Origin of the sequence: Pseudomonas sp. B35(2017), assembly GCF_002113645.1 — a bacterium.
In the GTDB taxonomy this organism is placed as follows: Bacteria; Pseudomonadota; Gammaproteobacteria; order Pseudomonadales; family Pseudomonadaceae; genus Aquipseudomonas; species Aquipseudomonas ekonensis.
In genome coordinates this window covers 262,400-287,196 of the sequence record NZ_NEIZ01000003.1, presented here as the reverse complement: position 1 = coordinate 287,196, position 24,797 = coordinate 262,400, and the positions used below count along the sequence as shown (strand labels likewise).

The 24,797-nt window shown below is 65.9% G+C and carries 24 protein-coding genes; 10 read left to right on the top strand and 14 right to left on the bottom strand.

The features are described from left to right. Position 1: 1 nt before the first annotated feature. The 4 genes from CAG41_RS07925 to CAG41_RS07910 form a co-directional block, all read right to left on the bottom strand. The gene (locus CAG41_RS07925; protein ID WP_085581741.1) at positions 2 to 589 is read right to left on the bottom strand and encodes a YceI family protein; all 588 of its coding nucleotides are present in this window, start codon (positions 587 to 589) and stop codon (positions 2 to 4) included. An 84-nt stretch (positions 590 to 673) separates the two neighbouring features. Further along, positions 674 to 979 carry an amidase gene (locus CAG41_RS07920; protein ID WP_085581739.1) on the bottom strand — a complete coding sequence of 102 codons (306 nt, stop codon included), beginning with the start codon at positions 977 to 979 and terminating at the stop codon, positions 674 to 676. After that, complete coding sequence (locus tag CAG41_RS07915; protein ID WP_085581737.1) at positions 976 to 2,052, bottom strand: serine hydrolase; 1,077 nt, start codon at positions 2,050 to 2,052, stop codon at positions 976 to 978. The genes CAG41_RS07920 and CAG41_RS07915 overlap by 4 nt, the downstream gene beginning before the upstream one ends. A 219-nt stretch (positions 2,053 to 2,271) precedes the next feature. Beyond that, positions 2,272 to 3,150, bottom strand: a complete 879-nt coding sequence (locus CAG41_RS07910; RefSeq protein ID WP_085637280.1) for an acyl-CoA dehydrogenase family protein — start codon at positions 3,148 to 3,150, stop codon at positions 2,272 to 2,274. A 153-nt stretch (positions 3,151 to 3,303) separates the two neighbouring features. Here CAG41_RS07910 and olsB point away from each other — a divergent pair, with 153 nt between their 5' ends. Both olsB and CAG41_RS07900 read left to right on the top strand, forming a co-directional pair. After that, entirely contained in the window at positions 3,304 to 4,059 is a 756-nt protein-coding gene (gene olsB, locus CAG41_RS07905; protein ID WP_085581733.1) for an L-ornithine N(alpha)-acyltransferase, read from the top strand. Then, complete coding sequence (locus CAG41_RS07900; protein ID WP_085706830.1) at positions 4,059 to 4,853, top strand: 1-acyl-sn-glycerol-3-phosphate acyltransferase; 795 nt, start codon at positions 4,059 to 4,061, stop codon at positions 4,851 to 4,853. Before olsB ends, CAG41_RS07900 begins: the two co-directional genes overlap by 1 nt. A gap of 108 nt (positions 4,854 to 4,961) precedes the next feature. Here the strand turns inward: CAG41_RS07900 and CAG41_RS07895 are convergent, their stop codons facing one another. Further along, on the bottom strand, positions 4,962 to 5,540 hold the full coding sequence (locus CAG41_RS07895; RefSeq protein WP_085581729.1) for an ACP phosphodiesterase: 579 nt from the start codon (positions 5,538 to 5,540) through the stop codon (positions 4,962 to 4,964). A gap of 169 nt (positions 5,541 to 5,709) precedes the next feature. On the opposite strand from CAG41_RS07895, the gene CAG41_RS07890 reads away from it, so the two are divergent. The 3 genes from CAG41_RS07890 to CAG41_RS07880 are packed head-to-tail and all read left to right on the top strand — an operon-like array spanning position 5,710 to position 8,294. Then, a complete protein-coding gene (locus tag CAG41_RS07890) occupies positions 5,710 to 6,012 on the top strand; it encodes a helix-turn-helix transcriptional regulator (protein ID WP_085581727.1) in 303 nt (100 codons plus the stop codon). Positions 6,013 to 6,046: 34 nt separating this feature from the next. Beyond that, entirely contained in the window at positions 6,047 to 7,213 is a 1,167-nt protein-coding gene (locus tag CAG41_RS07885) for an MFS transporter (protein WP_085706829.1), read from the top strand. A gap of 31 nt (positions 7,214 to 7,244) precedes the next feature. Then, entirely contained in the window at positions 7,245 to 8,294 is a 1,050-nt protein-coding gene (locus tag CAG41_RS07880; protein ID WP_085581723.1) for an alkene reductase, read from the top strand. Between the two features lie 243 nt (positions 8,295 to 8,537). On the opposite strand, the gene CAG41_RS07875 is transcribed toward CAG41_RS07880, so the two are convergent. Beyond that, on the bottom strand, positions 8,538 to 9,170 hold the full coding sequence (locus CAG41_RS07875; protein ID WP_085581721.1) for a TetR family transcriptional regulator: 633 nt from the start codon (positions 9,168 to 9,170) through the stop codon (positions 8,538 to 8,540). Between the two features lie 267 nt (positions 9,171 to 9,437). Between CAG41_RS07875 and emhA the strand changes: the two genes are divergently transcribed. Genes emhA through emhC form a run of 3 tightly spaced genes read left to right on the top strand, consistent with a single transcriptional unit; the run spans position 9,438 to position 15,220 of the window. After that, positions 9,438 to 10,595 carry an efflux RND transporter periplasmic adaptor subunit EmhA gene (emhA, locus tag CAG41_RS07870; protein WP_085581719.1) on the top strand — a complete coding sequence of 386 codons (1,158 nt, stop codon included), beginning with the start codon at positions 9,438 to 9,440 and terminating at the stop codon, positions 10,593 to 10,595. Positions 10,596 to 10,598: 3 nt separating this feature from the next. Beyond that, positions 10,599 to 13,763 (top strand): efflux RND transporter permease subunit EmhB, encoded by a 3,165-nt coding sequence (gene emhB / locus CAG41_RS07865; RefSeq protein WP_085581717.1) that lies wholly within the window; start codon positions 10,599 to 10,601, stop codon positions 13,761 to 13,763. Continuing rightward, positions 13,760 to 15,220 (top strand): efflux RND transporter outer membrane subunit EmhC, encoded by a 1,461-nt coding sequence (gene emhC, locus CAG41_RS07860; RefSeq protein WP_085581715.1) that lies wholly within the window; start codon positions 13,760 to 13,762, stop codon positions 15,218 to 15,220. The genes emhB and emhC overlap by 4 nt, the downstream gene beginning before the upstream one ends. Positions 15,221 to 15,280: 60 nt before the next feature. On the opposite strand, the gene CAG41_RS07855 is transcribed toward emhC, so the two are convergent. The 5 genes from CAG41_RS07855 to CAG41_RS28220 all read right to left on the bottom strand — a co-directional run bounded on the left by CAG41_RS07855 (position 15,281) and on the right by CAG41_RS28220 (position 19,849). Continuing rightward, positions 15,281 to 17,230: a DUF692 family multinuclear iron-containing protein gene (locus CAG41_RS07855; RefSeq protein ID WP_085637289.1), complete on the bottom strand. Its 1,950-nt coding sequence runs from the start codon at positions 17,228 to 17,230 to the stop codon at positions 15,281 to 15,283. Positions 17,231 to 17,246: 16 nt separating this feature from the next. Continuing rightward, on the bottom strand, positions 17,247 to 18,230 hold the full coding sequence (locus CAG41_RS07850) for an HEXXH motif-containing putative peptide modification protein (RefSeq protein ID WP_256582534.1): 984 nt from the start codon (positions 18,228 to 18,230) through the stop codon (positions 17,247 to 17,249). A 192-nt stretch (positions 18,231 to 18,422) separates the two neighbouring features. Continuing rightward, positions 18,423 to 18,899 (bottom strand): GNAT family N-acetyltransferase, encoded by a 477-nt coding sequence (locus CAG41_RS07845; RefSeq protein ID WP_085581709.1) that lies wholly within the window; start codon positions 18,897 to 18,899, stop codon positions 18,423 to 18,425. Positions 18,900 to 18,997: 98 nt separating this feature from the next. Then, a complete protein-coding gene (locus CAG41_RS07840; RefSeq protein WP_085581707.1) occupies positions 18,998 to 19,258 on the bottom strand; it encodes an Os1348 family RiPP precursor in 261 nt (86 codons plus the stop codon). A 201-nt stretch (positions 19,259 to 19,459) separates the two neighbouring features. After that, the gene (locus tag CAG41_RS28220) at positions 19,460 to 19,849 is read right to left on the bottom strand and encodes a hypothetical protein (RefSeq protein WP_139834219.1); all 390 of its coding nucleotides are present in this window, start codon (positions 19,847 to 19,849) and stop codon (positions 19,460 to 19,462) included. On the opposite strand from CAG41_RS28220, the gene CAG41_RS07835 reads away from it, so the two are divergent. Beyond that, positions 19,848 to 21,107, top strand: coding sequence for an OprD family porin (locus tag CAG41_RS07835; protein ID WP_085632182.1), 1,260 nt, complete (start codon positions 19,848 to 19,850; stop codon positions 21,105 to 21,107). The genes CAG41_RS28220 and CAG41_RS07835 overlap by 2 nt on opposite strands. A gap of 185 nt (positions 21,108 to 21,292) precedes the next feature. Beyond that, positions 21,293 to 22,099, top strand: a complete 807-nt coding sequence (locus CAG41_RS07830) for a methyltransferase domain-containing protein (protein ID WP_085581703.1) — start codon at positions 21,293 to 21,295, stop codon at positions 22,097 to 22,099. A gap of 96 nt (positions 22,100 to 22,195) precedes the next feature. Here CAG41_RS07830 and pcaC read toward each other — a convergent pair whose 3' ends face one another. From pcaC to CAG41_RS07815, 3 genes are read right to left on the bottom strand one after another with little or no spacing between them, the layout of a single operon-like run. Then, positions 22,196 to 22,588 carry a 4-carboxymuconolactone decarboxylase gene (pcaC, locus tag CAG41_RS07825; protein ID WP_085581700.1) on the bottom strand — a complete coding sequence of 131 codons (393 nt, stop codon included), beginning with the start codon at positions 22,586 to 22,588 and terminating at the stop codon, positions 22,196 to 22,198. Between the two features lie 10 nt (positions 22,589 to 22,598). Continuing rightward, positions 22,599 to 23,390 (bottom strand): 3-oxoadipate enol-lactonase, encoded by a 792-nt coding sequence (pcaD, locus tag CAG41_RS07820; protein ID WP_085581698.1) that lies wholly within the window; start codon positions 23,388 to 23,390, stop codon positions 22,599 to 22,601. Positions 23,391 to 23,401: 11 nt separating this feature from the next. Then, the gene (locus CAG41_RS07815) at positions 23,402 to 24,766 is read right to left on the bottom strand and encodes a 3-carboxy-cis,cis-muconate cycloisomerase (protein WP_085632178.1); all 1,365 of its coding nucleotides are present in this window, start codon (positions 24,764 to 24,766) and stop codon (positions 23,402 to 23,404) included. Positions 24,767 to 24,797: the final 31 nt, after the last annotated feature.

Genomic DNA, 24,797 nt, shown 5'->3' with positions numbered 1-24,797 from the left:
GTCAGCGCGCCGCGAAAATCAGCACCGCACCCACCGGCACCGACAGGCTGATGGCCGACAGGCCGGCCAGGCTGCGCAGGGTTTCCAGACCCGGCGCCAGGTCGAAGTCCGCGGCGTTGATCACCAGCGGCTCCAGGGTCACTACCTGAAAGCGCCGGTCGTCGAGACGGGTGGCGAGCAGTTCGGCGGGGTATTCGCGCTGTTTGCCGTGCAGGCTGACGGTCAGCGGCAGGCGCAGTTCCAGTTGCGCGCCGGGCGCCAGGTCGTTGATCGGACGCAGGTCGATCTGGGTGGAGATGGTGGCGTCGGGGAACTGATCGATCTGGAACAGCTCCTTGCGCATGCGCTCGTCCCGCAGCGGGATGCCGCTGTTGATCGACTCCAGCTCGACCTCGACCTCGGCCCGGCCGTCCGGGTCGACCTTGCCGTGCAGTACCAAAAAGCGCTGCACTTCGGAGACGTTGGCGTTTTTCGTGCTGACGAACGACAGCCGCGAGGATTCGCCGTCCAGGTACCAGTTGGCCTGGGCCGGCAGGGCGGCCGCGGCCAGCAGCAGGCCGGCGGCGGTGCAGAGAGAACGGTTGAGCATTGAAGACCCGTGGGGCAGAAAAACCTGCACGAACCTTAACCGGCCCGGGCCGTTCCGGCAAAGCCCCCGCCGCAAGTCACGGCATCAGGGCGCCAGGCGACAGCCCTGGCGCTCGCCGATCCATCGGGCGCTGCTGCTGCGGCCCAGGCCGCTGACCGTGACGGTCTTGCTCGACGGCTCGTCGGCAAAGGCGCTGGTGGCCAGCCACTGTTTCACATACCCGCGACAGTACGCGGCGTCGTTGTTCATCACGTACCGGCACGAGCAGTATTCCTTGGCGGTGTACGCGCTGATGATGTCCGGGAACGCCCACAGCGCTTGGCGCTCCAGCCAGCCCCAGCCCAGCAGCGCGACGAACGCCAGCAGCAACACACGCCCCAGCAATTTCATGGCCGCACCGTCCCGGCGAATGCCGCGAGGGCCCGCTTGAGCAGTTCGTTGTGCCGGTAGCGGCCGTCACGGTCGTCGCCGTAGCGCACGATCACCAGGTTCGCGCTCGGGATCACATACAAGGCCTGCCCCCAATGGCCGAGGGCGGCGAACGTGTCGGGCGGCGCGTCGGGCCAGGGCGACGGCGCGCCGTCCACCGCAAGGTTGAGCCACCAGTGGCCGCCGGGCACGGCCTCGTCCTGGCCGGCCTTGTAGCCCGCGAACGGGGTGCGGTTGAAGGCGATCCACTCTGCAGGCAGCAATTGCCGTTCGCCCCAGCGCCCGTCCCGGGCCATCAGCAGGCCGATCCGCGCCAGATCGCGGGCGGTCAGGTAGACATAGGACGAAGCGACGAAGATGCCGGCGGCATCGGTCTCCCACACGGCACGGCGGATGCCCAGCGGTTCGAACAGGGCCGTCCAGGGATAGTCCGCATAGCGCTGCGGACCGACGATGCCCTTGAGCGCCGCCGCCAGCAGGTTGCTGTCGCCGCTGGAATAACGGAAGGCCTTGCCCGGTGCGGCATAAGCCTCATGGCCCGCGGCGAACGCGGCCATGTCGCGATGGCCGCGGGTGTAGAGCATGGCCACCACCGAGGACTTGAGCGGCGCGTATTCGTAGTCTTCCTGCCAGTCCAGGCCGGACGCCCAGTGCAGCAGGTCGCCCAGGGTGAGGGTCGGGTGCCGCTCCAGCGCCGGGTAATACTTCGACGCCGGTTCTTCGAGGCGCAACCGCCCTTCGCCGTAGGCCACCCCCAGCACCGTGGCCATCAGGCTCTTGCTGATCGACCAGGTCAGGTGCGGGGTGTCGGCGGTGGTCGGACCGGCGTAGCGCTCGTAGACCAATCGGCCGTCGCGGATCACCAGCAAGGCGTCGGTGCGGATGCCCTGGCGGGTGACGTCGTCGCGGGGCGGGAAGGCGTAGGCCTCCAGGGCCTCGATGGCCGGGCCGGTCGCTTGCGGGGGAACCGGCCATTCCTCGGCGCGCACCGCAAGGCTGATCAGCAGCAGACACAGGGACAGGCCTTTGAACATGGCGGGGGCTCTGGGGATGAACCCGACGAGGGTAGCCGGCATTGATGACAGATTGGCGATGGACGGGGCCTGATGCAGAGTCTGCGGTCACCCCAGAACACGGTAGGAGCCAGCCTGCTGGCGATGACGGCAGCACATCCGGCATTGAGGTGTCAGACAGACCGCTATCACCAGCAGGCTGGCTCCCACAGGGTGTTCGGCTGAATGCAGGGCTTGCGGTCAGCCCGCCGCCAAGGCCTTGGCCAGCCGCTTGGCCCGTGCCCCCGCCGCCAACTGCATGACGGACTGGTCCCGTGCCCACATCGCCGCCCACTCGGGCGCCCCTTGGGCAAGCGCCTGATCCAACTCAGGCTTGAGCGCGTCGAACTGCGCGAACAATCCGCCCAGCACCACATGCGCCGCCGGGCTGTCCGGCGGTAGCCGGCTGGCCTCCGCGCACCCGGCCAGCAGCGCCACCCAGCGCAGTTGCAGCGCCTGCGGCCAGCCGCTGTCCTGGCCGACGCCGTACAGCCACGCGGTCATCGCGCTCAGCACGTAGATGTCCTCCAGGGTGCGGAACGGTTTCACGTAGGCGTCCCAGCCATCCCCGGCAAGCAATTCGCAGCCCGCGTTCTCCAGGTGCAGGCGACCGTGGCTGATGTCCGGCATCAGCGGCAGGGCCGGCAGCGTTTCCACCCGCACACCGGGCTCGTCCGGATAGACCACCGCCAGGCTCAGGCTCGGCGCCTCTCCCGGCGCCTCGCTGCGCGCGGCGACCAGCAGCCAGTCGGCGGCGTCGCCGGCGGTGACGAAATCCTTGCGCCCGTCCAGGCGCAGGTCCGTGAGACGGGTCTGCATGTCCGCCGGGCGCAGGCTGCGCTGTTCGGTCGCACACAGGGCGCCCAGGCTTTGCGGCGCACTCGGCCAAAGCATGCGCAGGGCCGCCTGGTAGCCCACCAGGAACGCCAGCCCCGGCGTGGCCATCCGCCGCCCGCCGGCCACCGCCAGTTCGAACGGGGTCACGGTGCCCAACTGATGCAGCAGCATCGCGAAACCTTCCCTCAGGTCAGGGACGGCGGGCATTCGTTCACGGCATTCGAGCAGGGTCGGCCAGGGCATAGGAGGCTCCTTGAGGGCTGTCATACAAGCATCACCAAACATTCATGGCGATGACACCGGGGCTACATAGCCTGACTTTGCCCAACACGGCGGCATAAAGAAAGTCGATCGGCTGCAACCCTTGACGGGTGAACGGCCCGTACGGAGATTCACATGACTCAGATCGCCCGCATCAGCGACACCGGCAATGAACGCCGCCTGCAAGCCGAACGCCTGATCGGCGCCGAGGCTCTGCAGCAAGCCCAGGCCTTGCGCTTCAACGTGTTCAGCGGCGAGTTCAACGCCAAGCTGAAGGGCGCGGAGCTGGGTCTGGACATGGATGACTATGATGTCCACTGCAGCCACATCGGCGTGCGTGACCTGAACACCGGGCGCCTGGTGGCGACCACCCGCCTGCTCGACCACACTGCCGCCAGCAGCCTGGGCCGCTTCTACAGCGAAGAGGAATTCAGCCTGCACGGCCTCGCCGGCCTGCAGGGCCCGATCCTGGAGATCGGCCGCACCTGCGTCGATCCGGCCTACCGCAACGGCGGCACCATCGCCGTGCTCTGGGGCGAACTGGCCGAAGTGCTGAACCAGGGCGGCTACAGCTACCTGATGGGCTGCGCCAGCATCCCGATGCAGGACGGCGGCGTGCAGGCCCACGCGATCATGCAGCGCCTGCGCGAACGCTACCTGTGCACCGAACACCTGCGCGCCGAACCGAAGAATCCGCTGCCGTCGCTGGACATCCCGTCCAACGTGATCGCCGAAATGCCGCCGCTGCTCAAGGCCTACATGCGCCTGGGCGCGAAGATCTGCGGCGAGCCCTGCTGGGACGAAGACTTCCAGGTGGCCGACGTGTTCATCCTGCTCAAGCGCGACGAGCTCTGCCCGCGCTACGCCAAGCACTTCAAGGCGGCCGTGTGATGGGCCGCCTGCGGGTGTACGCGCGGATCGCGCGGGTGCTGCTGGTGGTGGCGCTGGGCCTGTGCATGGCCAGCGCGTTCGGGGTGTTCGAGCGGCTGGGCCTGGCCCATTCGATGGTGCGCCGGCAGCGCTGGTCGCGGTTTTTCATGGCGCGCCTGAGCAACGCCCTGCCCTTTCGCGTGACCGTCCTGGGCGAGTTGCCCAAGCAGCCGATGCTGTGGGTCAGCAACCATGTGTCCTGGACCGACATTCCGCTGCTGGGCATGCTCACGCCGCTGTCGTTCCTGTCCAAGGCCGAAGTGCGCACCTGGCCTGTGGCCGGCTGGCTGGCCGCCAAGGCCGGCAGCCTGTTCATCCGCCGCGGTTCGGGCGACAGCCAGCTGATCCGCAAGCAGATGACCCGTCACCTGCAATCGGAACATCCGCTGCTGATGTTCCCGGAAGGCACCACCACCGACGGCCGCTCGCTGCGCACCTTCCACGGGCGCCTGCTGTCGGCGGCCATCGACTCCGAGGTGAAGCTGCAACCGGTAGCGATCCGTTACCTGCGCAATGGCCACATCGACCCGCTGGCACCGTTCATCGGTGACGATGACCTGCTGTCGCACCTGATGCGCCTGTTCAGCCATGACTGCGGCGAGGTGGAGATCCACCTGCTCAAGCCGATCGCCTGCCAGGGCCGCGAGCGTGCCGCGCTGGCGTTCGAGGCGCAGCAGGCGGTGCAGAAGGCATTGTTCGGCGAGGTGGCCAAGCCGGTCGAACCGAGCCGTGCCGGCGACCTGATTGCCGCCTGAGGCCACGCAACCCTGTAGGCGCCAGCCTGCTGGCGATAGGGCCGGATCAGTCACATCAACATCGACTGACAGGCCGCCATCGCCAGCAGGCTGGCTCCTACAGGGGAATCAAGATGTCGGCGGGGTCTGCGCGAAGTCCTGAAGCCTGGGATAGAACCGCGCGAAATCCTCGCTCAACGGCTCGTACAGCCGCCGCAGTTCGTCCATCGCCCCCGCCAGTTCCTCCGGCCGGCTCAGCCGCCGGGAAATCCCCCGCAGCACCTGTTCCAGCACCTCGAACTCCCGGTACGAGCCCAGCCAGTCGTCGGCCACCATGTACGGCGCGATCTTCGCCAGGCGCTCCGGCAATTGCCGTTCGCTGGACAGCGTGCGGTAGACATCGGAGGTGAAGTGTTCCAGCGGCCGGTCTGCGTACAGCGTCCAGTCTCGGGCCAGGCAATGGTCGAAGAACACGTCGAGGACGATGCCCGCATAACGCCGCCGGGTGGTGGCGAAGCGGTCCAGCGCCGTCCCCACCAGCGGGTGCCGGTCGGTGAACACGTCGATTTGCCGGTGCAGCCGGATGGCGGCCTCGATCTCCGGCGCGTACTGCCCTTGCAGCGGCCCTTTGACGAAATCGCCGTACAGGCTGCCGAGCAATTGTCCGGGGCGCTGGCCTCCGAGGTGCAAATGTGCGAGATAGTTCATGGGCGCAGCTTAGCACTGCTCCTTTGCTGGATCACAACCACAATATCGTTATAACCCGATATACCGATTTATGCGGTCGTCAGATCGAAATCATATTGGTATATCGCGAAATACCGATTTAAAGTTCGCCTCATCGCGATATAACGCTACACGTCACGAGCACCCGACCATGAACCTCAACCTCGACGAAATCATAAAAGCCCTGGCGCACCCGGTACGCAGAGACATCCTGCACTGGCTGAAAGACCCGACCGTCGAATTTCCCGACCAGTCCCACAGCAACGAGCACGGCGTCTGCGCCGGGCAGATCGACCAACGCTGCGGCCTGTCGCAGTCGACCGTATCCGCCCACTTGGCGACCCTGCAGCGCGCCGGCCTGGTCAGCAGCCGCAAGGTCGGCCAGTGGCACTTCTTCAAACGCAACGAGGACGTGATCCAGGCGTTCCTCGAAACACTCGGCAAAGAGCTCTGACCCTTAACGTCAGCCGGCCCAAAAGGAAATAACGATGCCCATCCCGCTTCTCATACTCGCCTTGAGCGCCTTCGCCATCGGCACCACCGAGTTCGTCATCATGGGGCTGCTGCCCGATGTGGCGGCCGACCTGGGCGTGTCGATCCCCGGCGCCGGCTGGCTGGTGACCGGCTACGCCCTGGGCGTGGCCATCGGTGCGCCGTTCATGGCGCTGGCCACCGCCCGCCTGCCGCGCAAGGCCGCGCTGATCGCACTGATGGGCATCTTCATCGTCGGCAACCTGCTGTGTGCGGTGGCCAGCGACTACAACGTGCTGATGCTGGCGCGGGTCATCACCGCCCTGTGCCACGGCGCCTTCTTCGGCATCGGCTCGGTGGTGGCGGCCAACCTGGTGCCGGCCAACAAACGCGCTTCGGCCGTGGCCCTGATGTTCACCGGCCTGACCCTGGCCAACGTCCTCGGCGTGCCGCTGGGCACCGCCCTCGGTCAGGAAGCCGGCTGGCGCTCGACCTTCTGGGCCGTGACCGTGATCGGCGTCGTCGCCCTGTTCAGCCTGGTGCGCTTCCTGCCGGCCAAGCGCGACGAGGAAAAGCTCGACATGCGCGCCGAACTCGCCGCCCTCAAGGGCGCGGGCATCTGGCTGTCGCTGAGCATGACCGCGCTGTTCGCCGCCTCGGTGTTCACCCTGTTCACCTACGTCGCGCCGCTTTTGGGCGAAGTCACCGGCGTCTCGCCCCGCGGCGTGACCTGGACGCTGATGCTCATCGGCCTGGGCCTGACCGTCGGCAACATCATCGGCGGCAAGCTGGCCGACAAGGGCCTGGCCGCCACGCTGATCGGCGTGTTCATCGCCATGGCCGTCGTCTCCACCGTGCTGACCTGGACCAGCGTCGCGCTGATCCCCACCGAAATCACCCTGTTCCTCTGGGCCACCGCCTGCTTCGCGGCCGTGCCGGCACTGCAGGTCAACGTGGTGACCTTCGGCAAGGCGGCCCCGAACCTGGTCTCGACCCTGAACATCGGCGCCTTCAACGTCGGCAACGCCCTGGGCGCCTGGGTCGGCGGCAGCGTCATCGCCCACGGCTACGGCCTGACCAGCGTGCCCCTGGCCGCCGCCGTCCTGGCCGTGCTCGCCTTGCTGGCGACCCTGATCACTTTCCGCCAGAACGGCAATCCCGAACTGGCACCGGCTGCAAACTGATTCACTTTTCACCTCACGAGGGTTGTATCTCATGGCAACGATTTTCGATCCGATCAAACTGGGCGACCTGGAACTGTCCAACCGCATCATCATGGCGCCGCTGACCCGCTGCCGCGCCGACGAAGGCCGCGTGCCCAACGCGCTGATGGCCGAGTACTACGTACAGCGCGCCTCCGCCGGCCTGATCCTCAGCGAAGCCACCTCGGTGACCCCGATGGGCGTCGGCTACCCGGACACCCCCGGCATCTGGTCCAACGACCAGGTGCGCGGCTGGACCAACGTGACCAAGGCGGTGCACGCCGCCGGCGGCAAGATCGTCCTGCAACTGTGGCACGTCGGCCGGATCTCCCACCCGTCGTACCTGAACGGCGAGACGCCGGTCGCGCCGAGCGCCCTGCAGCCCAAAGGCCACGTCAGCCTGGTGCGTCCGCTGTCCGACTACGTCACCCCGCGCGCCCTGGAAACCGATGAGATCGCCGAGATCGTCGAGGCCTACCGCACCGGTGCCGAGAACGCCAAGGCCGCCGGCTTCGACGGCGTGGAGATCCACGGCGCCAACGGCTACCTGCTCGACCAGTTCCTGCAGAGCAGCACCAACCAGCGCACCGACCAGTACGGCGGTTCCCTGGAAAACCGTGCCCGCCTGCTGCTGGAAGTGACCGACGCCGCCATCGATGTCTGGGGCGCCGGCCGCGTCGGCGTGCACCTGGCGCCACGCGCCGACTCCCACGACATGGGCGACGACAACCTCGCCGAAACCTTCACCTACGTGGCGCGTGAATTGGGCAAGCGCGGCATCGCGTTCATCTGCTCCCGCGAGAAGGAAGGCGCCGACAGCCTCGGCCCGCAGCTCAAGGAAGCCTTCGGCGGTGCCTACATCGCCAACGAGCGCTTCACCAAGGACAGCGCCAACCAATGGCTGGCCAGCGGCAAGGCCGATGCGGTGGCCTTCGGCGTTCCGTTCATCGCCAACCCGGACCTGCCGGCCCGCCTCAAGGCCGACGCGCCGCTGAACGAGCCGCGTCCTGAACTGTTCTACGGCAAGGGCGCGGTCGGCTACCTCGACTACCCGACCCTGTAAGCCGCACCGCAGAAACGCAAAAGCCCCGACTCGTCAGAGCCGGGGCTTTTTCTTGCGCGTTCGCAACGCGCCTCACACACCTTCACAGGTGCGCAACAAAATCCCTACAAAATACGTAGCCCGCTATGTATCAACCCCTGCCGCAGGCGTATATAAAAGCACTCCTAGGCAGCGGGGCCTGTGAACAGGGATCTTCATCGGCCTCCTTGATTGACACACGCTGATCCAAATACGCATTTTGTTTCATTTGCGCAGGGCGGGGCTCAAGCGCAGCATGTCCAACCCTGCATCGACCCAGCGTTCGGCTTCGGCCTGCAGCTCGAAGCTGTCCGGCGCCAGCAGCCACTGATACAGCAGACCGTCGATGTAGGCATGGATCGCGATGGCGGCCCGGACGGTGTCGAGGTCGGCCGGCAACTGCCCGCGCTTGACCGCATTGCTCAGGGTCAGCCCGATGCCCACGTTGCATTCGAGGCTGGCCGCCCGACGCTGCTGGCGCAGGTCGCACATTTCATCGGTGAACTCGCACTTATGAAAAAGAATTTCGTTGATGCGCCGGGTCTTCGGATCCAGCGCGATCTGATGGAGCAAATGAACCAGCAGTTGGCGCATGCAGCCCAGCGGGTCGACTTCGTCTTCGCTTTCGCTGGCCCGGGCCAGTTCGTCCAGCGGCTCGCGCAACGTGTCGAGCATGGCCTGGAGCAGATCGGCCTTATTGCTGAAATGCCAGTAGATGGCGCCGCGGGTGACACCGGCCAGCGTCGCGATGTCGGCCAGCGTCGTGCGGGCCACGCCACGCTCGTAGAACGCGTGCTCGGCCGCTTCGAGTATCCGGCTCCGGGTCTCTTGAGCTTCCTCTTTGGTGCGACGGACCATGGCAGTAAAACCTCAAACAGGATGTTTCAGGGATGGCTGAATATCCGCTGAATAAAAAGGGGGTGATCTCTCGTGGATCGACTGCCCCGGCCTACAATTTCGAACCTTGCGACGACTTTTGTAACAGGGTGGGTACGCAGTCAAGGTGTTTACAAACAACCATGAACGTAAGTATATTCCTTAGCAAGCTACTTATCCACCCGGCATCCCTTTTTTACCCTTCCACCTTTCTTGTGCGCTTTTTGCGCGCCTGACCCGAGGATCTTCATGCAATTCAAGCCAGCTGTTACCGCTCTGGTCACTGCCGTCGCCCTGGCATCGCTGCTCAGCGGATGCAAAAAGGAAGAGGCGGCGCCCGCCGCCCCACCTCCTCAGGTCGGCGTCGTCACCCTGCAACCCCAGACCTTCACCCTGACCTCGGAACTGCCGGGGCGCACCAGTGCGTTCCGCATCGCCGAGGTCCGCCCGCAGGTCAACGGCATCATCCTCAAGCGTCTGTTCAAGGAAGGCGGCGACGTCAAGGCCGGCCAGCAGCTGTACCAGATCGATCCGTCGGTCTATGAGGCGACCCTGAAAAGCGCCGAAGCCAACCTGCGTTCGACCAAGTCGATCTCCGACCGCTACAAGCAACTGGTCGACGAGCAAGCCGTCAGCCGCCAGGAATACGACACCGCCGTGGCCAACCGCCTGCAATCGGAAGCCGCCCTGCAGAGCGCGCAGATCAACGTGCGCTACACCAAGGTCTACGCGCCGATCTCCGGCCGCATCGGCCGCTCTTCGGTGACCGAAGGTGCGCTGGTGAGCAACGCCCAGGCCGACGCGATGGCGACGATCCAGCAGTTGGATCCGATCTACGTCGATGTGACGCAGTCTTCCGTCGAACTGCTGGAACTGCGCCGCGAACTGGAAAGCGGTCGCCTGCAGAAGGCCGGCGACAACGCCGCTGCGGTCAAGCTGACCCTGGAAGACGGCAGCCAGTACAAGCTCGACGGTAAGCTGGAATTCTCCGAAGTGTCGGTGGACCAGACCACCGGTTCGGTGACCCTGCGCGCCGTGTTCCCGAACCCGGAACACACCCTGCTGCCAGGCATGTTCGTCCACGCCCAGTTGCAGGCCGGCGTGAACAGCGCCGCGATCCTCGCGCCGCAGCAAGGCGTGACCCGCGACCTCAAAGGCACCCCGACCGCACTGGTCGTCGGCGCCGACAACAAGGTCGAGCTGCGCCAGCTCAAGGCCAGCCGCACCGTCGGCAGCCAGTGGCTGGTCGAAGACGGCCTGAAGGCCGGCGACCGCCTGATCACCGAAGGCCTGCAGTTCGTGCGTCCGGGCGCGGTGGTCAACCCGACCGAAGCGACCAACGTCGGCGCGAAGAACCCGGCCCCCGCTCAGGCAGCCGACAAGGCCGCCGGCGGCAAAGGGGAGTAATCCATGTCAAGATTCTTTATCGACCGCCCGATCTTCGCCTGGGTGATCGCCCTGGTGATCATGCTGGTCGGCGCCCTTTCGATCCTCAAGCTGCCGATCAACCAGTACCCGAGCATCGCGCCGCCCGCCATCGCGATCCAGGTGACCTACCCGGGCGCGTCCGCGCAGACCGTGCAGGACACCGTGGTGCAGGTGATCGAGCAGCAGCTCAACGGCATCGACAACCTGCGTTACGTGTCGTCGGAAAGTAACTCCGACGGCAGCATGACCATCACCGCGACCTTCGAGCAAGGCACCAACTCCGACACCGCGCAGGTGCAGGTCCAGAACAAGCTGAACCTGGCCACCCCGCTGTTGCCGCAGGAAGTGCAGCAACAGGGCATCCGCGTCACCAAGGCCGTGAAGAACTTCCTGCTGGTGATCGGTGTGGTGTCGCGCGACGGCAGCATGACCAAGGACGACCTGTCCAACTACATCGTGTCGAACATGCAGGATCCGATCTCGCGGACCGCCGGCGTAGGTGACTTCCAGGTCTTCGGCGCCCAGTACGCGATGCGCATCTGGCTCGACCCGGCCAAGCTGAACAACTTCAACCTGACCCCGGTCGACGTGAAGACCGCCATCGCGGCGCAGAACGTCCAGGTGTCGTCCGGTCAGTTGGGCGGCCTGCCGGCCGTGCAAGGCCAGCAACTGAACGCCACGATCATCGGCAAGACCCGTCTGCAGACCGCCGAGCAGTTCAAGGAAATCCTGCTCAAGGTCAACAAGGACGGCTCCCAGGTTCGCCTCAAGGACGTCGCCGACGTCGGCCTGGGCGGCGAGAACTACTCGATCAGCGCCCAGTTCAACGGCAGCCCGGCCTCCGGCCTTGCGGTCAAACTGGCCAACGGCGCCAACGCCCTGGACACCGCCAAGGCGCTGCGCAAGACGATCGACGACCTCAAGCCGTTCTTCCCGCAAGGCATGGAAGTGGTGTTCCCGTACGACACCACCCCGGTGGTGACCGAATCGATCAAGGGTGTGGTTGAAACCCTGGTCGAGGCGATCGTGCTGGTGTTCCTGGTGATGTTCCTGTTCCTGCAGAACTTCCGCGCCACCGTCATCACCACGATGACCGTGCCGGTGGTGCTGCTCGGCACGTTCGGCATCCTCGCCGCCGCCGGCTTCAGCATCAACACCCTGACCATGTTCGGCATGGTGCTGGCCATCGGCTTGCTGGTGGACGACGCCATCGTCGTGGTGGAGAACGTCGAGCGGGTGATGAGCGAAGAAGGCCTGTCACCGAAGGAAGCGACCAAGAAGTCCATGGGCCAGATCCAGGGCGCCCTGGTCGGCATCGCCCTGGTGCTGTCGGCGGTACTGCTGCCGATGGCGTTCTTCAGCGGCTCCACCGGTGTGATCTACAAGCAGTTCTCGATCACCATCGTGTCGGCCATGGCCCTGTCGGTGATGGTCGCCCTGATCTTCACCCCGGCGCTCTGCGCCACCATGCTCAAGGCGATTCCGCACGGCGAGCACGGCGCGCCGAAGAAAGGCTTCTTCGGCTGGTTCAACCGCAACTTCGACCGCGGCGTGCGCAGCTACGAGCGCGGCGTCGGCAACATCCTGCAGCGCAAGGCGCCGTACCTGCTGGCGTACCTGCTGATCGTGGTCGGCATGATCTGGCTGTTCTCGCGCATCCCGACCGCGTTCCTGCCGGAAGAAGACCAGGGCGTCCTGTTCGCCCAGGTGCAGACCCCGGCCGGCTCGACCGCCCAGCGCACCCAAGTGGTGGTGGACGAAATGCGTGAGTTCCTGCTGCGTCCGAGCAAGGACGGCGGCGAAGGCGACGCCGTGGCGTCGGTGTTCACCGTGACCGGCTTCAACTTCGCCGGCCGTGGCCAGAGCTCGGGCATGGCGTTCATCATGCTCAAGCCGTGGCACGAGCGTAACGCCGACAACAGCGTGTTCAAGCTCGCCGCCCGCGCCCAGCAGCACTTCTTCACCTTCCGCGATGCGATGGTGTTCGCCTTCGCCCCGCCGGCGGTGCTGGAGCTGGGCAACGCCACCGGTTTCGACGTGTTCCTGCAGGACCGCGCCGGCATCGGCCACGAAAAACTGATGGAAGCGCGCAACCAGTTCCTCGGCATGGCGGCGCAGAGCAAGGTGCTGACCCAGGTGCGTCCGAACGGCCTGAACGACGAGCCGCAGTTCCAGTTGGAGATCGACGACGAGAAGGCCAGCGCGCTGGGCATCACCATCGCCGACATCAACAACACCCTGTCGATCGCGTTGGGCAGTAGCTACGTCAACGACTTCATCGACCGCGGCCGGGTGAAGAAGGTGTACGTGCAGGGTCGTCCCGACTCGCGCATGAACCCCGAAGACCTGAAGAAGTGGTACGTGCGCAACGCCGCCGGCACCATGGTTCCGTTCTCCGCGTTCGCCAAGGGCCAGTGGATCTACGGCTCGCCGAAGCTGGCGCGCTACAACGGCGTGGAAGCGATCGAAGTCCTCGGTGCCCCGGCGCCGGGCTACTCCACCGGTGAAGCGATGGCCGAAGTCGAAGCCATCGCCAAGAAACTGCCGGCCGGCGTGGGCATTTCCTGGACCGGCCTGTCGTACGAGGAACGCCTGTCGGGTTCCCAGGCGCCGGCGCTGTACGCCCTGTCGCTGCTGATGGTGTTCCTGTGCCTGGCGGCGCTCTACGAGAGCTGGTCGATCCCGATCGCCGTGATGCTCGTGGTGCCGCTGGGGATCATCGGTGCGCTGATGGCCACCAGCCTGCGCGGTCTGTCCAACGACGTGTACTTCCAGGTGGGTCTGTTGACGACCATCGGTCTTGCGGCTAAAAACGCCATTCTGATCGTCGAGTTCGCCAAGGAGCTGCACGAGCAAGGGCGCAGTCTGCGCGACGCGGCCATCGAGGCCTGCCGCATGCGTCTGCGGCCGATCATCATGACGTCGCTGGCCTTCGTGCTCGGCGTGGTGCCGCTGGCGATCTCCACCGGCGCCGGCTCCGGCAGTCAACATGCGATCGGTACCGGCGTGATCGGCGGTATGCTCACCGCAACGATCCTGGCGATCTTCTGGGTACCGCTGTTCTTCGTCACCGTGTCGTCCATGGGCCAGCGCAAAAACGCCGGCAAGGACGACGCCACAGAAACCCCTAAAGAGGCTGGCCAATGAGCAAGTCGCTACTCTCCATCGCAGTCGCCGCCTTCGTGCTGAGCGGTTGCTCGCTGATACCGGACTATCAGCAACCCGAAGCGCCGATTGCCGGCCAGTACCCGCAGGGCCCGGCATATTCGCCGGCCCAGGCGCCGGCGCAGGCCGCCGCCGAGCAGGGCTGGAAGCAGTTTTTCCATGACCCGGCCCTGCAGCAGCTGATCCAGGTCTCGCTGGAGAACAACCGCGACCTGCGCGTCGCGGCGCTGAACATCGACGCCTATGCGGCCCAGTACCGCATCCAGCGCGCCGACCTGTTCCCGGCGGTCTCGGCCAACGCCAGCGGCAGCCGCCAGCGCGTCCCGGCCCGGGCCTCGCAGACCGGCGAAGCGTCCATCAACAGTTCCTACTCGGCCACCGTCGGCATCAGCGCCTACGAACTCGACCTGTTCGGCCGGGTGCGCAGCCTGAGCGAACAGGCGCTGCAGCAGTACTTCGCCACCGAAGAGGCGCGCCGCAGCACCCAGATCAGCCTGGTGGCCAGCGTGGCCAACGCTTACCTGACCTGGCAGGCCGACAAGGAACTGCTCAAGCTGACCCAGGAGACGCTCGCCGCCTTCGAGGAAAGCTACAAGCTGACCAGCCGCAGCAACGAGGTCGGCGTGGCCTCGGCGCTGGACCTGGCCCAGTCGCGCACCTCGGTGGAAAACGCCCGTGCGCAACTGGCCCGCTACACCCGCCAGGTGGCCCAGGACGAAAACAGCCTGACCCTGCTGCTCGGCACCGGCATCCCGGCCAACCTGCAAGCGGCCCGGCCGCTGTCCGATGACCTGCTCAGCGACGTGCCGGCCGGCCTGCCGTCGGACTTGCTGCAACGCCGTCCGGACATCCTTCAGGCCGAGTACAACCTGAAGGCGGCCAACGCCAACATCGGCGCGGCCCGAGCGGCGTTCTTCCCGAGCATCAGCCTGACCGCCAACGCGGGCACGCTGAGCCCGGACCTGTCCGGCCTGTTCAAGGGCGGCTCGGGCACCTGGCTGTTCCAGCCGCAGATCAACCTGCCGATCTTCAACGCCGGCAGCCTGCGCGCCAGCCTCGACGCCGCCAAGATCCAGAAGGACATCGGCGTGGCGAACTACGAGAAGTCCATCCAGACGGCCTTCCAGGAAGTCGCCGACGGCCTGGCCGCCCGCCAGACCTACACCGAGCAGCTGCAGGCCCAGCGTGACTTCGTCGCCGCCAACCAGGACTACTACCGCCTGGCCGAGCGTCGCTACCGCATCGGCGTCGACAGCAACCTGACCTTCCTCGACGCCCAGCGTCAGCTGTTCAGCGCGCAACAGGCGCTGATCACCGACCGCCTCGCGCAGTTGACCAGTGCGGTCAACCTGTACAAGGCCCTGGGCGGCGGCTGGAATGCGCAGACCGCGCAGAACGAGCCGCTCAAGGAAGAAGCGCCGAAGATGAAGCTGTTCTGACCGCGCCGCGATGAACGAAAAGCCCACCGAACGGTGGGCTTTTTGCTGTCCGGGCCTTGTTCAGCCGCCCACGCCGTTGAGCAGGAACACCGGCTCTTCCAGATAGTCGAGCCCCAGGCGGTTCTCGAACATCTCGTCGCGCAGCGCGGCGGTGGTGAAGCAGCCCAGGTTCAGGGCCGTGGCCACCAGGGAGAAGGTCTGGCTCAGGTGCCCGGCGTCCATCATCGCCACCCTGAGCGCCCGGCTGAACTCGTACTTCCAGGCCAGCCGCTCGACCCTTGCGGTGGACACGAACACCGCCGCCGCGTCCTTCACCCAGGGCTGCCCGCCGCAGGCTTCGCTGATCCAGGCCCGCGGATCCTCCCGCGAAATCAGCTCCAGCCCGTGGCGGCGCACCGAATAGTGATAAAGCCCCCGTTCGAACCCCTGCACGTTCATCAGCACCGCGTACACCTCGGTGACTTGCAGCGAACCGCCGGAAGGCGAGGTCTTCTTCAGGAAGAAATCGCCCATGCCGTTGGGCTCCATCGCCGTCATGCCCCAGGTGTAATAGAGCAACAGGGACAATTGCGTCGGCGTCAGCGGTGCGCCGCCGAAGGCCCGGGCCGTGCGCCGGGCGCACAGCGAATCCAGCAGCGTGGCGTCGGCGATGGCCTCGCCGGGCGCCAGCAGCGGGTTCTCCAGGGCGATGAACGGGTGCGAGTGATAGTCCTTGAAGGACGAGGGCTGGCGTTGCTGCGAGGCTTTCTGCTCCAGCTCGGCCTCCAGCTCGACGACGCTGACGTAGGGCGTCTGCAACCCCGTGCGGGTGCTCAGGTAGAACTCCAACGCCGCTTCCCAGCGCGACCACAGCCGGTGCGCCTGCCTGCGCCCCGACTCCGCCAGGCGCCCCACCGGCTGCACGATGCCCTGGCTGACCAGGGCGCCGAGGAACGCCAGGCTGTTGTCCTGCGCCGGGCTGCGCAGCACGCCCGGCAGCATCAGGGCGCTCTCCAGCGTCCGCGGGGTCATGAAATGGTTCAGCAGCGGCAGCAGGGTCAGGCAGAACTCCAGGCTCAGGCCGGTGCGCCGGTCATGCACGACGAACGTCGACGCGCCGACGCTGAACCACACGCTGTCGCGCAGCTTGAGCAGATCCCCGGGCTCCGGGGCCGGCGCCGGCGGTTCGGCCGGCCGCTCCCGCCCCTGCCAGAACAGCGTCTTGGGCTTGAGTCGCTTGAGGTCGCGCACCAGTGTCTCCAGTTGCGCGTCGCCGGCCTTGTCGTCGATGTCCCACTCCAGGGTCACCGCCCTGACCGGAGACCGCGCAAACAGCTCCTTGAGCAGATCCCAGTCCCGTCTCGGATGGCCGGTGTGGATCTCGATCAACCGGTCCAGCGGCAGCGAACGCAGGTAATCCTTGAAGTCGTAGCCCTGGGCCCGGGCGGTGGCCAGGGCGCTGTCCAGATCCAGCAGGAACCCCGCACCGCTGCGCGCCACCACGCCCGAAATGAACTCGCCCTCAGACTGCTCCGCCGCGTCGGCCAGCGCGAACAGGCGCGGCGCGTTCTCCAGCACCAGCGGCGTGGCGGTCAGCGCCTGCAGCTCAAGGGCGTTGGCCACCACGGTGTCGGCCACCTCCTTGGCCAGGGTCGGCAGGATGAAATGCTGGGTGTCGCCGCCATGGAAGCGCGACCAGGAGATGTGCTCGGCCAGCCACGGCGAGCGGGTCGCGTCGCACAGGCGCCGGGTCATGCGCAGGAACTCACGGTCCATCGCGATCCCCACACTGCCCAACGACAGGCTGGAGGAATGCAGCAGGCTCGGCGTCTGCGCCCCGACGTCGAGCAGGCGCGGCTGCAGGATGCTGTGGGTCGGCTGGAACTCCAGGTAATCGAAATGCGGCAGCCCTTCGGCGAGGATCCGCTCAAGCACCGGGTCGAGGCCGTGATCCGGATCCGGCCGCTTGGGCAAGTGGTACTCCAGCCCCACCCCTGCCTCGGGAAACCGCGAAGCATCGAATAGCGTCATGGTCGCCTCCCTGGCGTCAAGCGGTGGCGCCCAGCACCGGCAGTGCGGCGGACAACGGGTCGGTGATGGCGAGCAGGCCGGCGTGGCGGCTTTCCATGGCCCGCACCTCCGCCGCCAGGTTGTCCAGCAACTGGCGCCCGTGGCGGGTGAAGTCGGGGCTGCCTTCCAGGTCCGGCAAGGCCCGGATCAGCCCGCGCACGATGAACAGCATACGGTTCTGCGCACGCTTGAGTTCCTCGGCGGAGCGCGAACGCACCCGCTCCATGTACTTGACCAGCGCGATGTACACGTAGAACGCATGGAAGTAGCCGTACAGGTCGCGCTTCTGCCCCGACCACGGCAGGCTGAACGTGGCCTCCTGCGAAGTCTGCGGCTCGACCACCGGGGCCACTTCGACGACGTGGTAGAGCAACTGATGGGTGGCCTCGTGCACCAGCGATTCCTCCAGGTCGAGGATCGACTCGTCCCGGCTCGCCAGCAGGACCACCCCGGTGTAGCGCGAGGCCGAGCAACTGCGGAAAGTGCCGTCGGGCAGGAAGCAGATGGATTTGATCAGGTGCCTGATCTGTTCCCGGCAGTCCGGCCAGGTGTGTTCGATCCGCAGCAGGGCGATCTTCACCACGTCGGCAAAGAACCGGCTGGAAAACACGCCGCGCTCCAGACGCTTGCGGGCCGCATCGTCTTCCGGGAACTCGTAGCTGGGCGGCGTGGCCTGCATGATCAACGGGTCGGCATCGAACCGGTACACCGGCGGATCCTCCGGAAAAACGCCAGAGGCCTGCCGGGCCTTGACCCGGCTCAACATGTCGGCGAACCCGGACACGGTCTTTTCAAGTTCCGCCGTGCCTTCGACCTTCCCGGTCAGGATATGGTTGGTGTCACGGAAAGCCTGGCCGACCCAGATCTGAAACACCGGATCATTGACGATCGGATACTGTTCACGTTTCGGCAGGACGATAAGTTCGACCGCCTGATCAAAGAAGTCCGATAAGCGCGCCACCTCGGCAAACAACTTGTATAGCTCAGCATATAAAACAGTGAACGTCGTGAAGCGGTTCCGGCTGACATATTCGAGCAATGTTTCAAACCGGGACATATCGGTATCCGGAAGAAAGGTAGTGCCCTTGAACAGTTCATCGACAGCCGCATCAAGTTGGCCGTGGTGTGCAATATCCATGTTCAACCATCCTTTTCAGGCAGGCGGCAATGGCTTCGCCATGCTCAGGCTGGCGATGTCATACCCCAATTGTTCATAAAGGCGACGGGCCGGCGCGTTGCGGCCGAACACGTGCAGGCGCATTTCTTCGCACCCGTGCTGGCGCGCCCAGTCCTCGGCGGCCAGCATCGATTGCCGGGCATAGCCTTGGCGGCGCTCGCCGGGCTCGATGTAGACATCCAGGATGAAGGCGATCGACCGGGTACCGACATGCCGCTGGGCGATCCACAGTTCGCCGATGCGCCGTTCCCCGTCCTTGATCACCCAGAGCCGGTGGCCGGCGGTCTGCCGCCCGTGTTCAAGCAGCTGCGTGAACGCCGCGCTGGAGCGCTGCGGCGCCTCTTGCTCGCTCCACTCTCCCGAAGCGGCCATGCCCTGGGCGTACTCCTCCACCGCCCGTTCGGTGAACACCGTAAAATCCGCATCGTCCATGGGAACCAAGGTGACAGGCATGAGCGGCTCACTCCTTGTCCAAGCGCTTTCGATCAGGCCGTTTGGCGTGCTTCGGAACCGGATCGCCGCTCCGGAGCGCGCCAAACGGCCCCCGGGCGTCAGTCCATCCGCGCCTGGACCTGCTGTTGCTGGTCAAAGATCGCGGCAGTGCCCAGCTTGTCGCGAATGCCCGCCCCTGCGCTGACCAGTTTGGCGGAGTCGATGTTTTTCACCGCCGTGAGTTCGGTGGCACTCAAGTGCACGCCGATCCTCTTGGCGGCGCCTTCGGCGTCCTTATGCAACTGTTCCGCAAACTCCTTATCAATAAGGGCACGACCCACCACTGTCGCGAGACGTTCCTGATTCACTTTTGCAGACATGCTTTCTCTCCTTGTCATCAATAAAGAAACATCCCGGGCGAAACATTAAACTCCCTGTCCCCTCCGGGAATCCTGAATATAGCAACGCCGCTTTCCTTTGCCAGTTACAAGCACGGATATCATTAAATCTTTTCACGATAAGCGACAACACCAAATATTAAGTTTATCCGGCGATTATCCAGGCACCTTTAATTGCCATATTTACTGTAAGAACTTTCCTACTACCAAAGAAATAAACAGTTCAAACTCCGCCATTAATTCAGCGGCAAAAAAACAATCAGCAAACAAGCAATATAAGTACGGGATTTGATTGGGAATGGCGCCCGTGGGGCAGAGGCAACCACCGCCGATTTGCGTTCGATAATCGCCCACAACCCGGTTCACCCCGATTGAATCCCCGCGCCGATCCCCTTCACCATTGCCCGCACCGACAAAACCAATAAAAACAGGTTCATCCCCATGACCACGCGCCCTCCCCGCTCGGGCTGATCCGCCCCTCCGCCATGACGACCGTTTTTTTGTCTGCAACCCAAGGTTGCGGCGGCGCCCTGCCTCATCCCCAACAAAACAATCAGAGAGACCCGAGCCCATGACACGCACCCCTGCGCCTTACGCCCTTCCCGGCCTGATCGCCTTGACCCTGGCCGGCACGGCCCTGTCCGCCGCCGCCGAAGAGCCGGGTTTCATCGAAGGCGCCAAGGCCGGCCTGAACCTGCGCAACTTCTACATCAACCGCAACTTCACCGACCCGACCAAGGCCCAGGGCAAGGCCGAGGAATGGACGCAGAACTTCATCCTCGACGCCAAGTCCGGCTTCACCCAGGGCACCGTCGGCTTCGGCCTCGACGTGCTGGGGCTGTACTCGGTGAAGCTCGACGGCGGCAAGGGCACCGGCGGCACGCAACTGCTGCCGCTGGACCATGACGGCCGCCCGGCGGACACCTTCGGCCGCACCAACGTCGCGTTCAAGGCCCGGCTGTCGCAGACCGAGATCAAGGTCGGCGAATGGATGCCGGTGCTGCCGATCCTGCGCTCGGACGACGGCCGCTCGCTGCCGCAGACCTTCCGTGGCGGGCAACTCACCTCCAAGGAAATCGACGGCCTGACCCTCTACGGCGGTCAGTTCCGCGCCAACAGCCCCCGCGACGACAGCAGCATGGGCGACCTGTCGATGACCGGCAAACCGGCGTTCACCTCCGACCGCTTCAACTTCCAGGGCGGCGAATACGCGTTCAACGGCAAGCGCACCCAGATCGGCGTGTGGAACGCCCAGCTCAAGGACATCTACCGCCAGCAGTACGTCAACCTGACCCACAGCCAGCCGTTGGGCGACTGGACGCTGGGGGCCAACCTCGGCTTCTTCTACGGCAAGGACGACGGCAGCGCCCGGGCCGGCGACCTCGACAACAAGACCTGGTCGGGCCTGTTCTCGGCGAGGTACGGCGCCAGCACCTTCTACGTCGGCCTGCAGAAGCTCACCGGCGACAGCGCCTGGATGCGGGTCAACGGCACCAGCGGCGGCACCCTGGCCAACGACAGCTACAACTCAAGCTACGACAACGCCCAGGAACGTTCCTGGCAGGTGCGCCACGACTACAACTTCGCCGCCCTCGGCGTCCCCGGCCTGACCCTGATGAACCGCTACATCAAAGGCGACAACGTGCACACCGCCACCACCTCCGACGGCAAGGAATGGGGCCGCGAGTCGGAGCTGGGCTACACCGTGCAGAGCGGCACGCTCAAGGACCTGAGCGTGCGCTGGCGCAACTCGACCATGCGCCGGGACTACAGCAACAACGCGTTCGACGAGAACCGCCTGATCGTCAGTTACCCGATCAGCCTGCTGTGATCCGTTGCGGGAGCGGGCCTGCCCCGCTTTCCCTTCCGTCAGAAAGCCCTGTGCGGCGTGCGCAATCCAGTAAAGTGAGTGCACCTGACAGACTCAGGTGACTCCCCTTTTCCGCTTCCGTTATCTGTTGAAGTTCGAGCCAGGCTGTCATCGGAAGACACCACCGATCACCGGAGGACACCCTCATGGTCGCCCGACTCGACGCGACACCCGACTGGGACGCCAAGGCTTACCAGCGGTTTGCGCTGCACCGGCAAAGACCGGTCAACGAACTGCTCAGCCGCATCACGCTGAAAAAGCCCCAGTGCCTCTACGACCTGGGCTGCGGCACCGGCATCGCCACCCGATTGCTCGCCAGGCGCTGGCCCCGTGCGTACCTGTGCGGCATCGACAGCTCCGCGCAGATGCTTGAGGAGGCGCGGCGCCTGCCGATCACGGCGCACTGGCAGCAGTGCGACCTGCTGCACTGGCGACCCGACCGGCCGGCGGATCTGTTGTTCGCGGCGGCGGTGCTGCACTTTCTCGACGACCACGAACAGTTGCTGCCGCATCTGCTGGGCCATCTCAACCCCGGCGGCTGCCTGGCGGCACACTTGCCGAACTGGCGCGACGCGCTGTGGTACCGGCTGATGCTCGACACCCTCGACGATGCCGGCCCCGGCGGCAAACCCTTGGGCTCGGCGCAGTTGCGCCAGCGCATGGCGGCGCGGCCGCTGCTGTCGCTGGAGGGCTACTACCGCCTGCTGGCGCCGCTGACCCGCTCGCTGGACATCTGGGAAACCGAGCAACTGCAGGCGGTGCAAGGCCAGTCGCCGGTCTACGACTGGGTCAAGGTCTCGGCGCTGCGGCCGGTGCTGCAAGGGCTGGACGCCGGGGAGCAGGCACGGTTCATCTACCACTACCTGCTCAGGCTGCATGCGCACTACCCCCCGGAGGACGACGGGCTGACGCTGTTTCCGTTCAAGCGGGTGTTCATGGTCGCCAGGGTTTGAGCTCACTCTGCCGAAGGCTGTGTCCACAATCCCCGCATCCACCCGAGATCCCCGTGGGAGCCAGCCTGCTGGCGATGGCGTCAGTCCAGACGCCGCTCAACCGCGGGATTCGACCCCCAGTTCATCCCACACCGACTCGGCCAGGTGGAACGTCGCGTTGGCCGCCGGGATCCCGCAGTAGATCGCGCTCTGCATGATCACTTCCTTGATCTCGCCCCGGCTCACGCCGTTATTGGCGGCGGCGCGCAGGTGCAGCTTGAGTTCGCCTTCGCGGTTCATGCCGATCAGCATGGCGATGGTGATCAGGCTGCGGGTGTGGCGCGGCAGGCCCGGGCGGGTCCAGATGTCGCCCCAGGCATGACGGGTGATCATCTCCTGGAACTCGGCGTTGAACTCGGTCAGGGCGTTCAGGCTGCGGTCGACGTGGGCATCGCCCAGCACCGCGCGGCGCACCTGCATGCCGTCGTCGTAACGTTGCTTCTCGTCCACGGTGTCTTCCTCAATCGGCCTTCAGGAATGCCAGCACCCGGTCGCTGAACGCGTGGCCGGCCTGGACGTTGGAAAGATGCGCGGCATGGAACTCGGCGTACTCGGCGCCCTGCACACGCGCCTGGATGTAAAGCCCGCCGGACGGCGGCGTCACCGCGTCGTCGCTGCCGGCGATCACCAGCAGCGGCACCTTGATCTCGCCCAGCCGGTCACGGAAATCGGCATCGCGCACCGCCGCGCAGTTGGCCGCGTAGCCCTGGGGCGATGTGGCCGCGAGCATGTCGGTGATCTGCTTCGCGGCCGCCGGGTTGGCCGCCGAAAAGTCCGGGGTGAACCAACGGGCGATGGACGCATCGCGCAGGGCGACCATCGCCGCCGGGCCGTCGCGCAGCACGGTGTCGATGCGCGGATCCCACACCGACGGATCGCCGATCTTCGCCGCCGTGTTGCAGACGATCAGCTTGTTCAGCCGCTGGCCGGCGTTGATCCCCAGCCACTGGCCGATCAGCCCGCCCATCGACAGCCCGCAGAAATGTGCGCGCTCGATGTTCAACGCATCGAGCAGCGCCAGCACGTCGCGGCCCAACTGTTCGATGCTGTACGGGCCCGGGGTCACCAGCGAGCGGCCGTGGCCGCGGGTGTCGAAGCGCAGCACGCGAAAATGCCCGGTGAACGCCGGCATCTGCACGTCCCACATGTGCAGGTCGGTGCCCAGCGAGTTGGACAGCACCAGCACCGGCGCATCGACCGGGCCTTCAATCTGGTAATGCAGTTCGCCATCGGCGAGTGGTACGAAAGCCACAGCCCTCTCCTTCAGACAGACAACGCGTGATGTTCGGCCACCGCCCGCTCGACCCAGGCACGCGCCTGGCCGAGGTAATGGGCGGGGTCCAACAGGTGATCCAGTTCAGCGCCGCTCAACCGGGCGGTGATTTGCGGCTCGTCGCCGAGCACGGCGCGCAGGTGGCGCCGCTCGGCCACCGCCCGTTTGCAGCACTGTTCCAGCAGATGATGGGCGGCGTCGCGCCCGACCCGCTGCGACAGGACGATGCTCACCGCTTCGGCGAGCACCAGTCCTTGGGTCAACTCAAGATTGCGGCCCATGCGCTCGGCATCGACCTCCATGCCGTCCGTCAGCAGCCGCGCCTGTTGCAGCGCGCCGGACACCAGGCAGCAGATTTCCGGCAGGGTTTCCCATTCGGCGTGCCACAGCCCCAGGCTGCGCTCGTGCTCCTGGGGCATGGCGCTGAACAGCGTCGAGACCAGCCCCGGCACCCGCGTCGCGGCGCCGATCAGCACCGCCGCCCCCACCGGGTTGCGCTTATGCGGCATGGTCGAGGAACCGCCCTTGCCCGGCGCCGACGGCTCGAACACTTCGGCGGCCTCGGTCTGCATCAGCAGGCTGATGTCGCGGCCGAGCTTGCCGAGGCTGCCGGCGATCAGCCCGAGCACGGCGCCGAACTCGACGATGCGGTCGCGCTGGGTGTGCCAGGGCTGTTCGGGCAACGCCAGTTGCAGTTCTTCGGCCAGCGCCCGGGCGACCGGCAGCGCCTGCTCGCCCAGCGCCGCGAGGGTGCCGGAGGCGCCGCCGAACTGCAGCGCCAACAGGCGCGGCTTCAGCTCACGCAGGCGCTGACGGCTGCGGGTCACGGCGCCGAGGCATCCAGCGATCTTCATGCCCAGCGTGACCGGCGTGGCGTGCTGCAGCCAGGTGCGCCCGGCCAGCGGCGTCGCGGCGTGGCGCTGCGCTTGCGTGGCCAACGCATCGGCCAGTTGCGCCAGGTCGCCTTCGATCAACGCCAGGGCCTGGCGCAGTTGCAGCACCAGCCCCGAGTCCATCACGTCCTGGCTGGTGGCACCCAAGTGCACGTGGCGCTCGGCCTCGGCGTCCGTCGCGGCGATCCGCTTGCCCAGCGCCTTGACCAGCGGAATCGCCGAGTTGCCGGCGCTGGCGATCGCCTCGCCCAACGCCGCAAAGTCGTACAGGTCCGCACGGCACGCGGCTTCGATGGCCGGCACCGCGCTGGCCGGAATCACCCCCACCCGGGCCTGGGCCCTGGCCAACGCGGCTTCGACGTCGAGCATCGCCTGCACCCGGCCCCGGTCGCAGAACACCTCGCGCATGTCGCGGGCGGTGAAGTAGGCATCGAACAATTGATTGCCCGGTCGTTGCGTCATAAACAGTCCTTGCCGGCACGGGCCACAGGGG